The organism is Ruegeria sp. AN6 (genome assembly GCF_056540425.1).
In genome coordinates, this window is the sequence record NZ_JBQFWR010000002.1 from 254,144 (window position 1) to 270,816 (window position 16,673).

At 55.6% G+C, this 16,673-nt stretch carries 15 protein-coding genes; 10 read left to right on the forward strand and 5 right to left on the reverse strand.

The annotated features are described in order from the left end of the window. Positions 1 to 70: 70 nt before the first annotated feature. Together ACR0MQ_RS05435 and ACR0MQ_RS05440 are read right to left on the reverse strand one after the other, a co-directional pair. Positions 71 to 805, reverse strand: a complete 735-nt coding sequence (locus ACR0MQ_RS05435; RefSeq protein ID WP_480606495.1) for a glutamine amidotransferase — start codon at positions 803 to 805, stop codon at positions 71 to 73. A gap of 16 nt (positions 806 to 821) precedes the next feature. Further along, positions 822 to 2,594, reverse strand: a complete 1,773-nt coding sequence (locus ACR0MQ_RS05440; protein WP_480606498.1) for an SLC13 family permease — start codon at positions 2,592 to 2,594, stop codon at positions 822 to 824. A 111-nt stretch (positions 2,595 to 2,705) separates the two neighbouring features. On the opposite strand from ACR0MQ_RS05440, the gene ACR0MQ_RS05445 reads away from it, so the two are divergent. Both ACR0MQ_RS05445 and ACR0MQ_RS05450 read left to right on the forward strand, forming a co-directional pair. Beyond that, a complete protein-coding gene (locus ACR0MQ_RS05445; RefSeq protein WP_010441922.1) occupies positions 2,706 to 3,446 on the forward strand; it encodes a YebC/PmpR family DNA-binding transcriptional regulator in 741 nt (246 codons plus the stop codon). 170 nt (positions 3,447 to 3,616) lie between these two features. Further along, the gene (locus tag ACR0MQ_RS05450; RefSeq protein ID WP_170472532.1) at positions 3,617 to 4,891 is read left to right on the forward strand and encodes a permease; all 1,275 of its coding nucleotides are present in this window, start codon (positions 3,617 to 3,619) and stop codon (positions 4,889 to 4,891) included. Positions 4,892 to 4,893: 2 nt separating this feature from the next. Here ACR0MQ_RS05450 and ACR0MQ_RS05455 read toward each other — a convergent pair whose 3' ends face one another. Continuing rightward, on the reverse strand, positions 4,894 to 5,781 hold the full coding sequence (locus ACR0MQ_RS05455) for a LysR family transcriptional regulator ArgP (RefSeq protein WP_480606501.1): 888 nt from the start codon (positions 5,779 to 5,781) through the stop codon (positions 4,894 to 4,896). Positions 5,782 to 5,865: 84 nt separating this feature from the next. Between ACR0MQ_RS05455 and ACR0MQ_RS05460 the strand changes: the two genes are divergently transcribed. The 6 genes from ACR0MQ_RS05460 (at position 5,866) to ACR0MQ_RS05485 (ending at position 11,683) form a co-directional block, all read left to right on the forward strand. Then, positions 5,866 to 6,465, forward strand: coding sequence for a LysE/ArgO family amino acid transporter (locus ACR0MQ_RS05460; RefSeq protein WP_170472528.1), 600 nt, complete (start codon positions 5,866 to 5,868; stop codon positions 6,463 to 6,465). A gap of 40 nt (positions 6,466 to 6,505) precedes the next feature. Beyond that, positions 6,506 to 7,438, forward strand: coding sequence for a DMT family transporter (locus ACR0MQ_RS05465; protein WP_170540935.1), 933 nt, complete (start codon positions 6,506 to 6,508; stop codon positions 7,436 to 7,438). A 61-nt stretch (positions 7,439 to 7,499) separates the two neighbouring features. Continuing rightward, complete coding sequence (betI, locus tag ACR0MQ_RS05470) at positions 7,500 to 8,072, forward strand: choline-binding transcriptional repressor BetI (protein WP_480606504.1); 573 nt, start codon at positions 7,500 to 7,502, stop codon at positions 8,070 to 8,072. Next, complete coding sequence (betC, locus tag ACR0MQ_RS05475; RefSeq protein ID WP_480606507.1) at positions 8,069 to 9,577, forward strand: choline-sulfatase; 1,509 nt, start codon at positions 8,069 to 8,071, stop codon at positions 9,575 to 9,577. Before betI ends, betC begins: the two co-directional genes overlap by 4 nt. Positions 9,578 to 9,663: 86 nt before the next feature. Beyond that, entirely contained in the window at positions 9,664 to 11,322 is a 1,659-nt protein-coding gene (gene betA / locus ACR0MQ_RS05480; RefSeq protein WP_480606510.1) for a choline dehydrogenase, read from the forward strand. Between the two features lie 121 nt (positions 11,323 to 11,443). After that, positions 11,444 to 11,683, forward strand: a complete 240-nt coding sequence (locus tag ACR0MQ_RS05485; RefSeq protein ID WP_010441930.1) for an HP1242/YdcH family protein — start codon at positions 11,444 to 11,446, stop codon at positions 11,681 to 11,683. Between the two features lie 72 nt (positions 11,684 to 11,755). Here ACR0MQ_RS05485 and ACR0MQ_RS05490 read toward each other — a convergent pair whose 3' ends face one another. Beyond that, on the reverse strand, positions 11,756 to 13,156 hold the full coding sequence (locus tag ACR0MQ_RS05490; RefSeq protein ID WP_170540926.1) for a helix-turn-helix transcriptional regulator: 1,401 nt from the start codon (positions 13,154 to 13,156) through the stop codon (positions 11,756 to 11,758). Between the two features lie 64 nt (positions 13,157 to 13,220). After that, on the reverse strand, positions 13,221 to 14,426 hold the full coding sequence (locus ACR0MQ_RS05495; protein WP_170772970.1) for a multidrug effflux MFS transporter: 1,206 nt from the start codon (positions 14,424 to 14,426) through the stop codon (positions 13,221 to 13,223). A gap of 182 nt (positions 14,427 to 14,608) precedes the next feature. Between ACR0MQ_RS05495 and ACR0MQ_RS05500 the strand changes: the two genes are divergently transcribed. Together ACR0MQ_RS05500 and ACR0MQ_RS05505 are read left to right on the forward strand one after the other, a co-directional pair. Continuing rightward, positions 14,609 to 16,141, forward strand: a complete 1,533-nt coding sequence (locus tag ACR0MQ_RS05500) for an acyl-CoA carboxylase subunit beta (protein WP_480606514.1) — start codon at positions 14,609 to 14,611, stop codon at positions 16,139 to 16,141. 29 nt (positions 16,142 to 16,170) lie between these two features. Then, on the forward strand, positions 16,171 to 16,638 hold the full coding sequence (locus ACR0MQ_RS05505) for a DUF6497 family protein (RefSeq protein ID WP_170772973.1): 468 nt from the start codon (positions 16,171 to 16,173) through the stop codon (positions 16,636 to 16,638). Positions 16,639 to 16,673: the final 35 nt, after the last annotated feature.

A 16,673-nucleotide genomic window follows, 5' to 3' on the forward strand; every position in this document is an offset into this window, starting at 1 on the left:
ACAACTCCTCCCAAAGTCATTCGGGCCAGCCTATGCGAGGGGGTGTTAATCAGGCAATAACGCCGTTGGGTCACCCGTAGCGTTCGGCGAACCGTCGCAGGATTTCCCCGGGTTGTGTAACGTCCGCCGCGTGGCAGATTTCGATCAGGCGTTGTGCATCTTCCGGCGGGAAATACCCGTGATCTTTGTAGATGTTAATCCGCTGTTCAAAGTCCTTGGCATCCGCTTCGGGGTGGAACTGAGTGGCATAGACATTTTGTCCCCAGCGGATCATCTGGATCGGGCAGGGGGCCGAGGCGACCAGATGCACGCAGCCTTCTGGCAGGGATTGCACGGCCTCTTTATGACCGACAAAGGCTTCAAACTGCGGAACTAGGCCAGCGGTCAGAGGATCCTGCGCGCCATCTTCGGTCAGTTCGCAATCCGATGGTCCAACCGGTTCGCCAAATTGCCGTTTGCTGACATCACCTCCCAGATGCGCCGCGAGAATTCCCAGGCCGTAGCAGCAGCCCATGAACGGGTGGTCCTGTGCTGTGATCTGCGGCATCAGCCCCATGATCGCGCCCTCGATCTTGGCATCTAATGTAGATTTTTTTGCCGGATCGTCGCTGACGCAACCCGGGCCTCCGCCAACGATCACACCGGCGTAGTCGGTAACGTCCAGCCCTGCGGGCAAGTCTTCGCAATCCAGCCGGATGCGGTGGGTTTGCGAAGGTTCAAGGCCGGTTTTGTCCAGAATTGAGGCGTACTCAGCATCCGAAGCATCGGTTTCCGGGCGCAGTTGCAAGATCAGAAAGCGTTTCATGCGCTGCCTTTACCCGTCAAAGCGGCCAGAACACAAGGATCGAGGGGATTGATACGGCGATGATCAATATCTCTAGCGGTAGGCCCATGCGCCAATAGTCCCCGAAATGATAGCCTCCGGGACCCAGCACCAGCGTGTTGTTTTTATGACCAATTGGTGTGAGGAATGCTGCCGAGGCTGCCACGGCCACTGTCATCAGGAATGGATCGGGCGATACCTCAAGCGTGCGCGCCATCTGTATCCCGACGGGGGCCGCAACAATTGCGGTGGCCGTGTTGTTGAGTACGTCCGACAGGGTCATGGTGACCACCATCAGCACAGTCAGGATCGCCCATGCAGGCAGACCGTTTGTCAACTGGATCAGTGCGTTCGCTATCAGTTCAGTGCCGCCGGATGTTTCCAATGCGCTTCCCAGCGGGATCATCGAACCCAGCAATACCACCACCGGCCACTCAATGTGATTGTAGATATCCGCAATCGGCATGATCTTGGTAAGTACATAGGCCACAACGACCAGACCCAAAGCGATGGGAAGATAGATCAGCCCGATGCTAGCGGCCAGTACGGCTGTTGCGAACAGGCCGATGGCGAGCCACGCTTTTTCGTTGGCGGTGACGTTCAGGCCGCGTGCTGCCAAGGGCAAACAGCCGAGCCACTCGGTCACGTCCACGCCCCGGTCGCGCGGGCAGAGCAGAAGCAGGATGTCACCCGCCTCAACCTCGGTCTTCCGGACTTGTTCCGTGATGCGACGGCCCTGACGAGAAATCCCCATCAGCACCGTGCTCTGTCGCCAGGCCAACCCCAGCGCCTGCGCGGTGCGTCCGGTGATGCGGGCGCTTTCGGGGGCAACGACCTCGATCACCTCAAGCCCGTCGCCCTCGGCAGTCAACACCTCTTGCCGCCTTGTGTCTGAAAAATCGAGATTAAGCGCAGCGCGGAATTCGTCCAACGCTTCGGGTCGGGCTTCAAGCACAAGCGCGTCACCTTCCCGCAAAGTGGTGTGGGTGGACCTGCCATAGCGCCGCTTGCCATCCCGGATCAGGCCGATGATGGCGACGTCGGATTTCTCTGCCGCCTCATAAAGCTCGCTAACGCGCTTGCCGATATGGGGTGACTCAGGCGGGACGGTCAGTTCGGCGATGTACTCGGCCAGAACTTCCGATGCTTCTTCCTGGACGCCACGATTGGGGATCAATCGCCAACCCACCAAGGCCACAAAGGCCAGACCGGCGATGGCTGCGATCCCGCCAACCGGGGCAAAGTCGAACATCCGAAATGGCTCGCCCAGAGTTTCGGCGCGGATTGAGGCGATAATGATATTGGGCGGCGTGCCGATGAGCGTGGCCATGCCTCCAAGAATGGTGGCAAAGCTTAGCGGCATCAGGCTAAGACCCACCGAACGCCCCGCCTTGCGAGCGGTTTGGATGTCGACTGGCATTAGCAACGCCAGCGCGGCAACGTTGTTCATAAAAGCGGACAGAACAGCGCCGATCCCGCCCATCAGCGCGATATGCGCGCCCAGACTGCGCGAGGCATCAACCAGTGTCCGTGTAATCAGGAACACCGCGCCCGACCGAACCAGACCCGCAGAGACCACAAGAACCAGTGCTACGATAATTGTTGCTGGATGGCCAAACCCGGCGAAGGCGTTCTCGACCGGGACAACGCCCAGCGTCACTGCAATCATAAGGGCAGTGAAGGCGACGAGGTCATATCGAAACCGCCCCCAAAGCAGCATTCCAAATACGGCAATGAAAAGGGAAAAAAGAATAATCTGATCTGTCGTCATATCGCCACCATAGCCAAGGGCGAAGGCAGGGCAAGCCGCTCTCTTGATCCTGCCCCCCGCAAACGTCTATATGAGCGCCGAACACGCAATCACGAATGACGAGGACGCACCATGGCAGGCCATTCCAAATGGGCCAATATCCAGCACCGCAAGGGACGTCAGGACGCCGCGCGGTCCAAACTGTTTTCCAAACTGTCGAAAGAGATCACCGTTGCCGCCAAGATGGGCGACCCCGATCCCGACAAGAACCCGCGTCTGCGTCTGGCGGTAAAAGAGGCCAAGTCGAACTCGGTTCCCAAGGACGTGATCGACCGGGCCATCAAGAAATCCGTTGCGGGCGAAGGGGATGAATACGAAGAAATCCGGTACGAGGGCTATGGCCCAAACGGTGTGGCCGTGATCGTCGAGACGATGACGGACAATCGCAACCGCACCGCATCGACCGTGCGTTCGACGTTTTCGAAGAATGGCGGCAATCTAGGTGAAACCGGCTCGGTTGGGTTCATGTTCGACCGCAAGGGTGAAGTTGTCTATCAGGCGGATGCTGGCGATGCGGATACGATCTTTGAAGCCGCGATCGAGGCCGGGGCTGAGGATGTCGAAAGCTCGGAAGACGGTCACATCATCTGGTGCGCTGATACGGATCTGAACGATGTATCGAATGCGCTGGAGACCGCGCTGGGTGAATCCGAATCCACCAAGCTGGTCTGGAAACCCACAACCACGACCGAATTGGGTCTGGAAGATATGCAGAAGCTGATGAAATTGGTGGATGCATTGGAAGACGATGACGACGTCCAGCGGGTTACGACCAATTTTGAGGCGACAGACGAGGTCATGGCCCAACTCTGATGCGTCGGGCAATCGTTGGTTAATTAGAACCCGGCCTTTGGCCGGGTTTTTCTGTTGCAGGGCTACGCCTAACAGAAATTTTGGTCCCTAAGGTCCTTGCATTTATGATCAGATCAATGAGGCTGAAAAATCTGAATAAGTAACCATAGGCGCACTACGCAGACCAAGAAATGGCGACGAACACGACCGATCCTGCCCGAAGAAATGTGCCGGTCATAGCTGGCCAGAGCATCCTATCACAGGTTGCGTGGACTCTGGGCAGCCCCTCTGTTGTTTTGCCCTTTCTTGCGATCTCGTTAGAGCTGCCGATGTTCCTTGCGGCGGCATTGGTTTCTATTCGCATGTCGGGCAGTATGATCTCTGACCTCGTTCTGGCGCGTCCTATCGCGGCGCAGGTTCGCAAGAAACGCGGTATCGCCCTGACCGAAATAGGATTGGGCGGCTGCCTTTTGATGGCCTTGGCCATCGCGGCGACCGGCAGCGTTACACTGACCGCTATCGCCTTTGTTGCGGCGTTTTTCCTGATCGGACTGATTGAAGAGAGCCAATCCTTGATGTTGTCCGATCTGTTCGGTGATCATCTGAAATCGAAATCTCGCATGATTATCCGATATCTCCAATTGGGTGCCGGTGGTCTTTGCGCGATCGGATTGGTGTTATTGATCCACGAGATCACAAAAGAATATCCGCCATTTTCGCGACATTCTGCTGTAATCGCAGCATCGGTTTCGTTCTTCCTGTTTTCTGCGCTGTGCATTCTCGGAATGGCAGAGAGTGCCCCCGAAAAACCTGAAGATGGAAACATCAAGATTTCCGGCCGTCAATCGCTGCGGAGTATTATTTCCGGCATCGTTGAAATGTTCGAATACCCTTGGTTCCGTCGTTATATGGCGATGCGGCTTCCTTTGGTTGTTGTATCGCTGTCGGTCCCGTTCTTTGCGCTTATCGCTGCAGAGGCACACCATACTTCTGCAAAGGGGCTGACGGCCATGATCATTTCGTCCGCATCCGGGTATCTGGTTTCGGCGCCGTTGTGGCAGTTGGTGAACATGAAGTCTCACCGCGCGGTGATGGTCTCGGGCAACCTGATGGTCGCAGCAACCGGGATCGTTCTGCTGGCCTTCCACTATGCCCACATTGACCACGAAGTTCATCTGCACGCGATTGCATTGTTTGTCGTCTCGGTCGCAACAACCGGAATATCAAGCGCGCGGAAGCTCTATTTTCTGGACATTGCCCCCAAAGAACAACGTATTCAGGGCGCTGCAGCCATCAAGTCTATGTGTCGGTTAACGGCCGTTGCATTATCGGCTGCGTTGGCCGCAGTTGCCCATATGCACGAGGTTGCATCAGCTATTGTGTTCATCGTGCTTGTCAGTATTTGGGCAGCGTTTTCCTGTTACCGAATTGCGCAGCCGCAACAGAAGGCGGATACGCAGGCATAAGGTCAGCCTGTTATGTTGAGCGCCTGGGCTGCAACACGACGAACTGCCTTGGTCAACGGTGCAAGGGCAGGGGCAAGCACCCGCTCGATCTGCCAGGTCAGTTCCAAATCCAATGGCGCGCCAGGAATGACCTCGCAGAGTTGACCTTTTACAATTGTAGGGCGCGCAAGGCTTTCAGGGTTCATCCCCCAGCCCAAGCCTGCAATCGCTGCCTCAACAAAGCCGTTTGTGGAAGGCATAAATTGCGTCGGTGGCGCAAGCCGACGTCCTATCTGTTTACTGATCCAGGTTTTCTGCAAATTGTCTTTGCTATTGAAAGTCAGACAAGGTGCCAGCGACAACGAGTTTGCCGATACGCCATCGCTGAACCAGCGGTCCATGAACGCGGGGCTGGCGGTTGGCAGATAGCGCAACGCGCCCAGCGCAAATGAATCGCATCCAGTGACGGCTTGTCCACCGACGGTAATCGCCGCGCTGACCTCGCCGCGCCTCAGCCATTCGGCCGAGTGATCCTGATCGTCAATCACCAGATCGAACAATAAATCGCCAGCCTGCGCCATCGCGTCGATAAACCATGTCGCCAGAATGTCGGCAGGAAGTGCAATCCGCACGCGGGTAGGGCCTTCGCGCTCATCCAAGGTCAGCTCTCGTGCGAGCTTTGCTTCAAGCAGGCCAATATCTTCGGCATGACGCGCAATCCGCAAGCCAGCAGGTGTGCCGATGCAAGGGGAACCGCGATGTATCAGAGCGGCTCCAACACGATCTTCCAAAGCCTTGATGCGTTGAGAGATTGCGGAGGGGGTCACAGACAATTCAGCTGCTGCCGCATCAAAGCTTCCATGGCGCAATATTGCAGACAGCGCTGAAAGATGATGCGGGTCCAGGAGCATTAGGTTTTCTTAATTTAGGTTACAAACATTAATTTGATAGGGCCTCGGGATGGCTATAGTCAACGGCCAACAACAGGAGGTCGCATGTTCCCATCAATGATCGCAGGATTTGCCCTTAGCTTCAGCCTTATCTTGGCGATTGGCGCTCAGAACGCTTTTGTTCTGCGTCAAGGGCTACGACGCGAGCATGTCTTTCCTCTCTGCCTGACCTGCGCGGTTTCGGATGCAATTCTGATTGCGGCTGGGGTAGCAGGATTTGGCACGCTGGCGCAGGCCGCGCCATGGTTTGAAACGGTTATGCGCTATGGAGGCGCGATCTTTCTGACATGGTATGCTTTGCGCAGTTTCCAGTCCGCCTGGCGGGGTGGCGCAATGTTGGACACCGATGCAGGGCAGCGTACCAGTTTGCGCGCGGCTATGCTGACCGTATTGGCCTTCACATGGCTTAACCCTCATGTGTATCTGGATACGGTGGTATTGATCGGATCGATTTCTGCCCAATACGATGACCGAATGGGGTTTGCTATTGGTGCAGTATCCTCAAGCTTCGTATTCTTCTTCTCACTGGGATATGGTGCGCGCATTCTCTCACCGATCTTTGCGCGCCCGCGTGCATGGCAAATACTCGACGTACTGATCGGCATCGTGATGCTGGGTATTGCGATGAAACTTGTTATCATGTGAAGGGTTGTTCCCGAATAGAAAACGGTGTTCAACCGTCGGTATGACTTCACCAAACGATCAGCAGCGCCCGCTTGTCGGCATGTTCTGGATGCTTTCGGCAGGTCTGTCTTTTGTGGGCATGAATGCTCTGGTGAAAGTGCTCGGGACCAGTATGGATCCAATTCAGGCCGCATTTTTGCGGTATGTTTTTGGGCTGGTTTTTCTTATTCCCGCATGGCGTGCGCTGATTGGAACGCCGCTATCCACTCGTAACTTGACCCTGTTTGGATTGCGAGGGGTGGTTCATGCCATAGCCGTCATGCTCTGGTTCTACGCCATGACACGCATTCCGCTGGCCGAAGTAACGGCAATGAATTACATGACGCCGATCTATGTTACTCTGGGTGCCGCGCTTTTCCTGGGAGAGCGGCTCGCTGTTCGTCGAATCGCAGCAATCGGTGTTGCGATTGTTGGGGTTGTAATCGTACTGAGACCCGGATTTCGCGAGGTATCGCCGGGACATCTGGCGATGTTGGGTACGGCCTTGGCACTTGGAGGTTCTTATCTGCTGGCTAAAGTTATGGTGCATGATATTCGGCCATCGGCAGTAGTTGCGCATCTTTCTATCTGGGTCACGATTGCCTTGATCCCTTTTGCTATCGCCGTGTGGCAGCCACCTTCCATGCGTGATTTGGGCATTCTGCTTGTCGTTGCCAGCTTTGCCACGGCTGGGCACTATTTCATGACGCTCGCATTGCAAGCTGCTCCGGTAGCCGTGACACAGCCCGTGACATTCCTGCAGTTGATTTGGGCGACGTTGCTTGGCACATTGGTTTTCCATGAGAGTGTCGACATATGGGTTGTTGTCGGAGGCTCTCTGATCCTGGCAGCCGTCAGCTTCATCACGTGGCGCGAGGCGATACTTAGTAAGGGCAAAGCTACGCCGCCGACCCCGCTACAGGGATCAGAAACCCCCGCCCAGAGTCGTTATTGATTGACGAGTCAATATAAAGCGCTTAGCTTCTCTTACACTCAAGCAGGGTAGAGAGGCGAAGATGCCAAAACTCGGAATGGAGCCGATCCGGCGGGATGCGATCGTAAAGGCGACGATTGCCGAACTTGGCGTACAAAAATCCCTCGATGTGACCGTCAGCCAGATTGCCAAGCGTGCGGGAATGTCCAGCGCATTGGCCCATCATTATTTCGGTGGGAAAGAGCAGATATTCCTTGCTGCTATGCGTCGTATACTGTCGGATTTCGGGGCAGAAGCGCGCACTCAACTTGGTACAGCCAAGCCTGAAGAACGCGCGCAGGCCATCATCCGCGCCTGTTTTGCGCCATCCTGTTTCACGCCGGACGTGATTGCAGCATGGATGACCTTTTATGTTCTGGCGCAAACCAACGATGACGCGCTTAGACTTTGGCAAATCTATCAGGCCCGGATCCGCTCGAATCTCATCCATGCGCTACGCCCGCTAATGCGCGATCCGACCGAAGCCGCCGAAGACATGATTGCTCTGATCGATGGGCTGTACATCCACGCTGCTTTGAACGCGCCGCAAGAGCCGCAGTTGGCCGTGAACCATGCGCTGCGGGTTATGAAAGTTTTCCTAGAGGCCGAAAAATGACAAAACCGAATATTCTGATCCTAATGGTGGATCAGCTCAACGGGACCCTCTTCCCCGACGGTCCCGCGGAATGGTTGCATGCGCCCAACCTGAAAAAACTGGCGGCAAAATCAACGCGTTTCGCGAATACATACACAGCGTCGCCACTGTGCGCGCCGGGGCGGGCCAGCTTTATGTCTGGCCAGTTACCCTCGCGGACAGGCGTCTATGATAATGCGGCTGAATTCCGCAGCGATATTCCAACCTATGCGCACCATCTTCGCCGCGCTGGGTATTACACTTGTCTATCAGGTAAGATGCACTTTGTTGGTCCCGACCAGTTGCACGGGTTCGAGGATCGCCTAACCACCGACATTTACCCAGCCGATTTTGGCTGGACGCCGGATTATCGTAAACCCGGTGAGCGTATCGACTGGTGGTATCACAATATGGGATCAGTCACCGGGGCAGGCGTTGCCGAAATATCCAACCAGATGGAATATGACGACGAGGTTGCCTATAACGCCAAAGCCAAATTGTATGATCTGGCGCGTGGCAAAGATGAACGCCCCTGGTGTGTAACCGTCAGCTTCACGCACCCACACGATCCGTACGTGGCGCGTCGTAAATATTGGGATCTGTATGAGGATTGTGAGCATCTTGAGCCACAGATCGCGGATTTGGGCTATGACAATCAGGACCCGCATTCCAAGCGTATTTTTGATGCAAATGACTGGCGCAGTTTCGACATAAAGACCGAGGATATCCGCAAATCCCGCCGCGCTTATTTCGCCAACATCTCTTATCTGGACGACAAGATCGGCGAGATATTGGAAGTGCTGGAATCCACGCGGCAAGAGGCCATCATCCTCTTTGTCTCGGACCATGGCGACATGTTGGGCGAGCGTGGATTGTGGTTCAAGATGACTTTCTTCGAGGGGTCCTCGCGAGTGCCCTTGATGATCTCGTCGCCCGATCTTCCCACTGGCCGGATCGATACACCGGTATCAACGATCGATGTCACGCCAACACTTGGGGCGCTTGCCGGAGTTGACATGGCTGAAATTGCTCCATGGACAGATGGCGAAGACCTGGTGCCTTTGGCGAAGGGCAATGAACGAACAGCTCCCGTCGCGATGGAATACGCGGCAGAAGCCTCCTACGCGCCTTTGGTTTCGCTTCGGTATGGAAAGTGGAAGTACAATCGCTGCGCATTGGACCCGGACCAGCTTTTTGATCTTGAAGAGGACCCTCACGAGCTGAAAAACCTGGCGAGCCAACCCGAGCACGCGGGCACCCTGCAGTCCTTACGCGCCAAATCCGAGGCGCATTGGGACCTTGAGCGATTTGATTCCGATGTAAGGGCCAGTCAGGCCCGTCGGTGGGTAGTTTACGAAGCGCTGCGACAAGGCGGTTATTACCCGTGGGATTACCAGCCGCTGCAGAAAGCATCCGAACGCTACATGCGCAATCACATGGATCTAAACGACGTTGAAGAAAGCCAACGCTTCCCGCGGGGCGAATAACGTTCACTTTTTCAAAATACTTCCGCCAGAGGCGATAAGATTTTTCGCCGAAAAATCTTAGCCTGCGTGGAAATGGAGACACGAATATGGAAGCAGATTTTGTCATCGTTGGCGCTGGGTCCGCCGGTTGTGCGATGGCGTATCGACTAAGTGAGGCCGGTGCCTCGGTTCTGGTGATCGAACATGGCGGCACCGATGCGGGCCCATTCATCCAGATGCCAGCCGCTCTCAGCTATCCGATGAACATGTCGCGCTATGACTGGGGCTATAAATCCGAGCCCGAGCCTCATTTGAACAATCGCCGCCTTGTTTGCCCGCGCGGCAAGGTGATTGGCGGGTCTTCGTCGATCAATGGAATGGTCTATGTGCGTGGCCACGCACGGGATTTCGACACCTGGGCGGATATGGGTGCGGATGGTTGGTCCTATGCGGATGTGCTGCCTTACTACAAACGCATGGAAACCTGGCATGATGGTGGCCATGGTGGCGATCACGCATGGCGCGGGACTGACGGGCCATTGCATGTGTCGCGCGGACCCCGCGAAAACCCGCTGTTCAAAGCCTTTGTCGATGCGGGGCAGCAGGCGGGATATGAGGTCACCGGAGATTACAACGGTGAAAAACAAGAAGGCTTTGGGCCGATGGAGCAGACCGTCTGGAAAGGACGGCGTTGGTCGGCGGCAAATGCGTATCTGAAGCCTGCTTTGAAACGCGAAAATTGTGACATTGTTCGGGGTCTCGCCGCACGCGTGGTCACCAATGACGGCCGCGCCACCGGCGTCGAATTGATCCGTGGCGGCAAGAAAGAAATTATTGCGGCAAGGCGTGAGGTCATATTGGCCGCGTCATCTATCAATTCTCCCAAGTTGCTGATGCTGTCGGGGATCGGTTCGGCGGCGCATTTGACCGAACATGGAATCGAAGTGGTCGCGGATCGACCTGGTGTCGGCGCCAATTTGCAGGACCATCTTGAGCTATACATCCAGCAAGCCTCGCTGCAGCCGATCACGCTCTACAAACATTGGAACCTGATCAGCAAAGGCTTGATCGGGGCGCAGTGGCTGTTCACAAAAACCGGCCTAGGCGCGTCGAACCAGTTCGAGAGTGCGGCGTTCATTCGCTCGAAACCTGGTGTCGAATATCCCGACATTCAGTACCATTTCCTCCCTATCGCGGTGCGTTATGACGGTCAGGCAGCGGCTGAGGGGCACGGTTTCCAAGCGCATGTAGGACCAATGCGTTCGCCGTCTCGGGGGGCTGTCACACTGCGCTCGGCACGGGTTGAGGATGCCCCAGTGATCCGTTTCAACTACATGAGCCATGATAAGGACTGGGAGGATTTTCGGTCCTGCATACGTCTGACGCGCGAAATCTTCGGGCAGGATGCTTTCAAGCCGTTTGCCGGCAAGGAGATTCAGCCGGGCAAAGACGTACAGACGGATGAGCAGCTTGACGCGTTTATCGCGGAGCACGCGGAAAGCGCCTATCATCCCTGTGGAACCTGCCGAATGGGGCGCGCGGATGACAAGACCGCAGTTGTTGACCCGCATGGTCGTGTGATTGGGGTGGACGGGCTGCGCGTCGCGGATAGTTCGATTTTCCCTCAGATTACCAACGGAAACCTGAATGCGCCTTCGATTATGGTAGGGGAAAAAATGTCGGATCACCTGCTGGACAAGGAGCCATTGGCCAAAGCAAATGACGCGCCTTGGATCAGCCCGAGATGGGCCACGGCGCAACGTTGATCCGGTTCCACCAGTTGAAGTATCACGCAAAGAATTCTCACGGAATTTGATTGGCGTCAAAGCGGTGTGAGACAACCATGTTTATCTCTCCGATGTAACGCAACATTGAGGAGTTAACAGGATGTCGCACACCCCGCATGAACTGGCTGAAGAGTTTCCCGATAAGATCGACACCATAAGCCAGCTCAAGCAAACGGACGCCCATTTTGCGAGGCTTGCGGATGAATATCATGAGGTCAATCGCGTAGTGCATCGAGCTGAAACCAATGTTGAGCCAATGGAAGAGTTGGCCGAGGTTGAGTTGCGCAAGAAACGAGCTGTACTCAAGGATCAAATCTGGGCGATCCTATCAAAAAGCTGACGGACAGGCGGGGGCTCTGCCCCCGTCGCGGCAAGCCGCGACTCCCCCGGAGTATTTCAGGCCAGATGAAGATCAGGTGACTTCGTATGGAAGGATACTGCGGATATCGGAGTTGATGGTCAGGCGGCGTTCGAGTGGCGGTACTGAACGCTGATGACAGGTCTGGCGTTCGCATATGCGACAGGAGATGCCGATCGGTTCGTAGGCACCGGCATTGTTAATATCGAGATTGTCGGCGTAAACCAATGCTTCGGCGTGGCGCACTTCGCACCCCAATGCGATGGCATAGCGACGAACGGGCGCGCCGAAGGAACCTCCGGATTTCGATACATCGCGCGCAAGTGAGATATATCGTACACCGTCCGGTGTTTCTGCCAGCTGCTGCAGAAAGTGGCCCGGAGTTTCAAAGGCACGGTGAACGTTCCACAAGGGGCAGGCCCCGCCAAAGCGTGCGAATTGAAGCCGAGTGGCCGAATGGCGTTTAGTGATCGTTCCTGCCTGATCGACCCGGACAAAGAAGAACGGGATGCCTTTGGCCCCCGGTCGCTGCAAAGTGGAAAGACGGTGCGCGACCTGTTCGATGGATGCCCCGAACCGATTGCTGAGCAATTCCAGATCGTGACGATAGTCCTGCGCAGCACTTAAGAACAGACCATATGGCATCAGGGACGCCCCGGCGAAGTAGTTTGCGAGGCCAATCTTGGCAATCGCACGGGCCTCTTCACTTTGGAAGCGCGCGAAGTCGAGCGTCGCCTCAAGCAGTTTGTCCTGACTGATCAGCGCGACCTGCAGCAAAAGCTGGAAGACTTGTGTTTGCGGAGCTGCGCGTGAAGAAAGGCGCAGTGTCTTATCATCCGCGTTGTAGCTACGTAGGGTCTCGGTATCGGTGAAGGTGACGTGAATTCCTCGTTCGGTCAGGCTGTTGATCGCTGCCTGACGAATGCCACCGAATTCATCAGCGCGACTGGCGAACCGTTCGGCTGCCCGGTCAACGGCGTCAATGTAATTGTCGCAATAGTGAAAGAAATCACGCACTTCTTCCCAAGGGCTGGCTTGAATGCGGGCGTCTTCCCGACCTAATGCTTCGTCCAAAGAAGCCAGCCGTTCATGAGTTTGGCGATAGCTTCGATGCAATTCAATAAATGCGCGGGCCAGCGCAGGGGCATTCGATGCAGTCAGCCGCAGGTCAGCCAATGGGGGCATGGTGTCAGCAAAAACCGGATCGGCAAGCGCCTCGCGCATGTCCGAGACCAGGCGCTCACTATCGCCCGTGCTAAGCTCGGTCACGTCCATGCCGAACTCTTGCGCCAGCGCCAATACAACTGTCGTTGAAATCGGACGGTTGTTGTTCTCCATCTGGTTTAAATAGGGCAGAGATACGCCTAGTTTTGTTGCAAACTCCTTTTGGGTCAGAGATAACCGAGTCCGCATCTCACGCAGTTTTGCGCCTGCATAGAGTTTTTGAGTAGCCATGTTAGTTCTTTGCAACTTAACTGATTGCTCAAGTTAACTTTGCAAACCTATTGGCGCAAGCCCTCTAAAGCCCCAGTTGCTTCTCGCGCCAGATTACGCTGCTGATAGCGCAAATCGCCAGAATGGAGGTTGCCAGCATCAGCCAGAGCAATGGCATTGCACCTGTCTCGCGTGTCAGCAGTGCGCCCGCCCACGCGCTGAGGGCAGCGCCGCCGCCGAGCATGATCGCTCCGCTGAGGCCTGATGCGGTGGCTGCCAGATGAGGCCGGACAGACAATGACCCGGCGGTCGCATTGGGTATCGACATGCCGTTGCCAAGACCAACAAAGGTCATCAGGCCAAAGAAACTGAGCGCGGTGCCAATGCCCGCTAAAAATAGGGAAGCGGAAATGGCTACGCCGATAGCATTCAGCCAGCATCCCCAGAGGACCATTCGGTTCACGCCAAAGCGTACAGAATAACGACCACTGATGAAGTTTCCGAAGAAGTAGCCAAGTGCGGGCGCGCCAAAATATATGCCAACTTCTGCTGCTGTCATGCCGAACACTTCGGTTCCGATGAAAGGTGCTCCACCGAGATATGCGAAGAACGCCCCAGACGAAAACGCAGAAGAGAGCGAGTAGCCCCAGAATCGGGGGGAGGCCAAAAGCTCGGGATATTCGCGGAATTGTTGTACCAAGGTTTTGCCGCTGGCAGCGGCGGTTTCGCCGAAATCACGGTAGGTAAGCAACAGGGCCAGTGCGCCCAACGCAAAGGGCAGCCAAAAATTCGCTTTCCAGCCGAACGCCTCTTCAAGCAGGCCACCAACTGCAGGTCCGATCATTGGGACGACGGCCATGCCCATTGTGACATACCCAAGCATCGATGCGGCTTTGTCCTGAGTGTACATATCTCGCACCGCTGCACGGCTAAGGACGATGCCAACGACAATCACGGCCTGACTCATACGGAATGCCAGAAAGACCTCGATCGTTGGTGCGTAGATGCAGCCCAGAGTCGCCAGCAGGAACAATGCGAGGCCCCATAGAAGAACAGGTCGGCGCCCCGCCTTGTCGGCGATGGGGCCGATTATGATCTGTAGGACCGCGTTGACCAAAAGATACAATGCGATCGATAGCTGCATCAGCTTGTAGTCTGCCTCAAAGTAGACGGCCATGAAGGGGAGACTGGGTAGGAACAAGTTCATGCTTAGCGCTGACAGGCCCGACAACAATATTAGCGTTGTAAGGGTCGGGGGTGTCCGGCTGATGGATGTTGAACTGAACTGCATGGTTCACACTTAGAACTTAGTTTGGGGGAATGCCAAGAGCGGGTTTGTGATGTCACATAACTTTACAAATTTGCAATTACCACCTGCTTGATTTTCTTATGTTTGCAAATTTGCCGAAAACTTCTTTGGTCTCGGTGTTCGTATCGTTATGGTCCCGCAAAATCTCATGGGAGACTACCGTCATGAAAGACATCCTTTCCGAACTCGAGGGCCGCCGCAACGATGCACGCTTAGGGGGTGGACAACGGCGCATTGACGCACAGCATGCTCGAGGCAAGTTGACAGCGCGCGAGCGGATCGAGCTGCTGGTGGATGAAGGCAGCTTCGAAGAGTTTGACATGTTTGTCAGCCATCGTTGCACCGATTTCGGAATGGAAAAGCAAAAGCCAGCCGGTGATGGCGTGGTCACTGGTTGGGGCACGATCAACGGCCGGATGGTCTATGTCTTCAGTCAGGACTTTACCGTGTTTGGCGGCTCGCTGTCCGAAACCCATGCGCAGAAGATTTGCAAGATCATGGATATGGCGGTTCAGAACGGAGCGCCGGTGATCGGGATCAATGACTCGGGTGGCGCGCGCATTCAGGAAGGCGTTGCCTCGCTGGCGGGGTATGCCGAAGTTTTCCAACGCAACATCATGGCCTCGGGCGTGGTGCCTCAGATCAGTGTGATCATGGGGCCATGCGCTGGTGGTGCGGTCTATAGCCCTGCGATGACCGACTTTATATTCATGGTCAAAGACACCTCATACATGTTTGTGACCGGTCCGGACGTCGTAAAGACCGTCACAAATGAGGTCGTTACCGCCGAGGAACTGGGTGGGGCTTCGACTCACACCAAAAAATCCTCGGTTGCAGACGGGGCGTTCGAAAACGATGTTGAGGCTCTGGCCGAGGTCCGTCGGTTGGTCGATTTCCTGCCGCTCAACAATCGCGAAAAGCCTCCGGTTCGTCCCTTCTTTGATGAGCCGGGTCGGATCGAGACGTCGCTGGACACTCTGATCCCAGATAATCCTAACACGCCCTACGACATGAAGGAGCTCATCACCAAAGTCGCGGACGAGGGCGATTTCTACGAGATTCAGGAAGATTACGCCAAGAACATCATCACCGGTTTTATCCGCCTTGAAGGACAAACCGTTGGCGTTGTGGCAAATCAACCGATGGTTCTTGCCGGGTGTCTGGATATCGACAGCTCGCGCAAAGCTGCGCGTTTTGTACGGTTTTGCGATTGCTTTGAAATTCCGATCCTTACGCTCGTCGACGTGCCGGGTTTTCTTCCGGGGACGTCACAGGAATATGGCGGCGTGATCAAGCATGGCGCGAAACTGCTGTTTGCTTATGGAGAGGCAACAGTGCCAAAGGTCACGGTGATCACGCGCAAAGCCTATGGTGGTGCTTATGACGTGATGGCATCGAAGCATCTGCGCGGGGATTTCAACTATGCATGGCCCACGGCCGAGATCGCAGTGATGGGTGCAAAGGGCGCCACCGAGATCATCCATCGTGCTGATCTTGGAGAGGCGGAAAAGATCGCGCAGCACACGCAGGATTACGAAGACCGGTTTGCCAACCCCTTTGTCGCTGCCGAGCGTGGCTTTATCGATGAAGTGATCATGCCACACTCAACCCGTCGCCGCGTATCGCGTGCCTTTGCCAGTCTGCGCGGAAAGCAGCTGAAGAACCCATGGAAAAAGCACGATAATATCCCGCTCTAGGGGTTAGATGGAACAAACCAATTTGCTTCATGATCGACTTGATTGGACATAAAAGCGCGTTTGCCGCGCAAGCAACTTCGGAAGGGCTGGCTCGCGCTGGACGCTTCCTGGGCAGCGCGCTGGTTTTGGCGATGTCAATGACTAGTTCGGTTCAGGCGAGTAATCTATTACCCGTGCCATCGGGTCAGCCAGTAGAGCTCAGCAATGTTCTGCTTGATACCAATCCCGGGGAACTCTGGGTTCGTTTCAGGTTCATTGCTCCCAATATCGGGGCGACCGTGGGCCGCATCACGTACGATGTCGCCGTGATCGACATGGAGCATCTGTGTCAGACGCTGGCGGTCCCTTACGTGGCACAGCACGATCTGGATCCTGCGCGTGTCGTGATTTCTTTCTCGGATCGACCGCTGGAATTCGGCACGTCCGAGCCTGACGCGACTCAGTTTTTTGAGGCCTATCGGCTGGAACAATCCCAATGTATCTGGGAAGGACTCTGACCATGAGAGTACGCGATCTCGGTCACAGGGTGCCC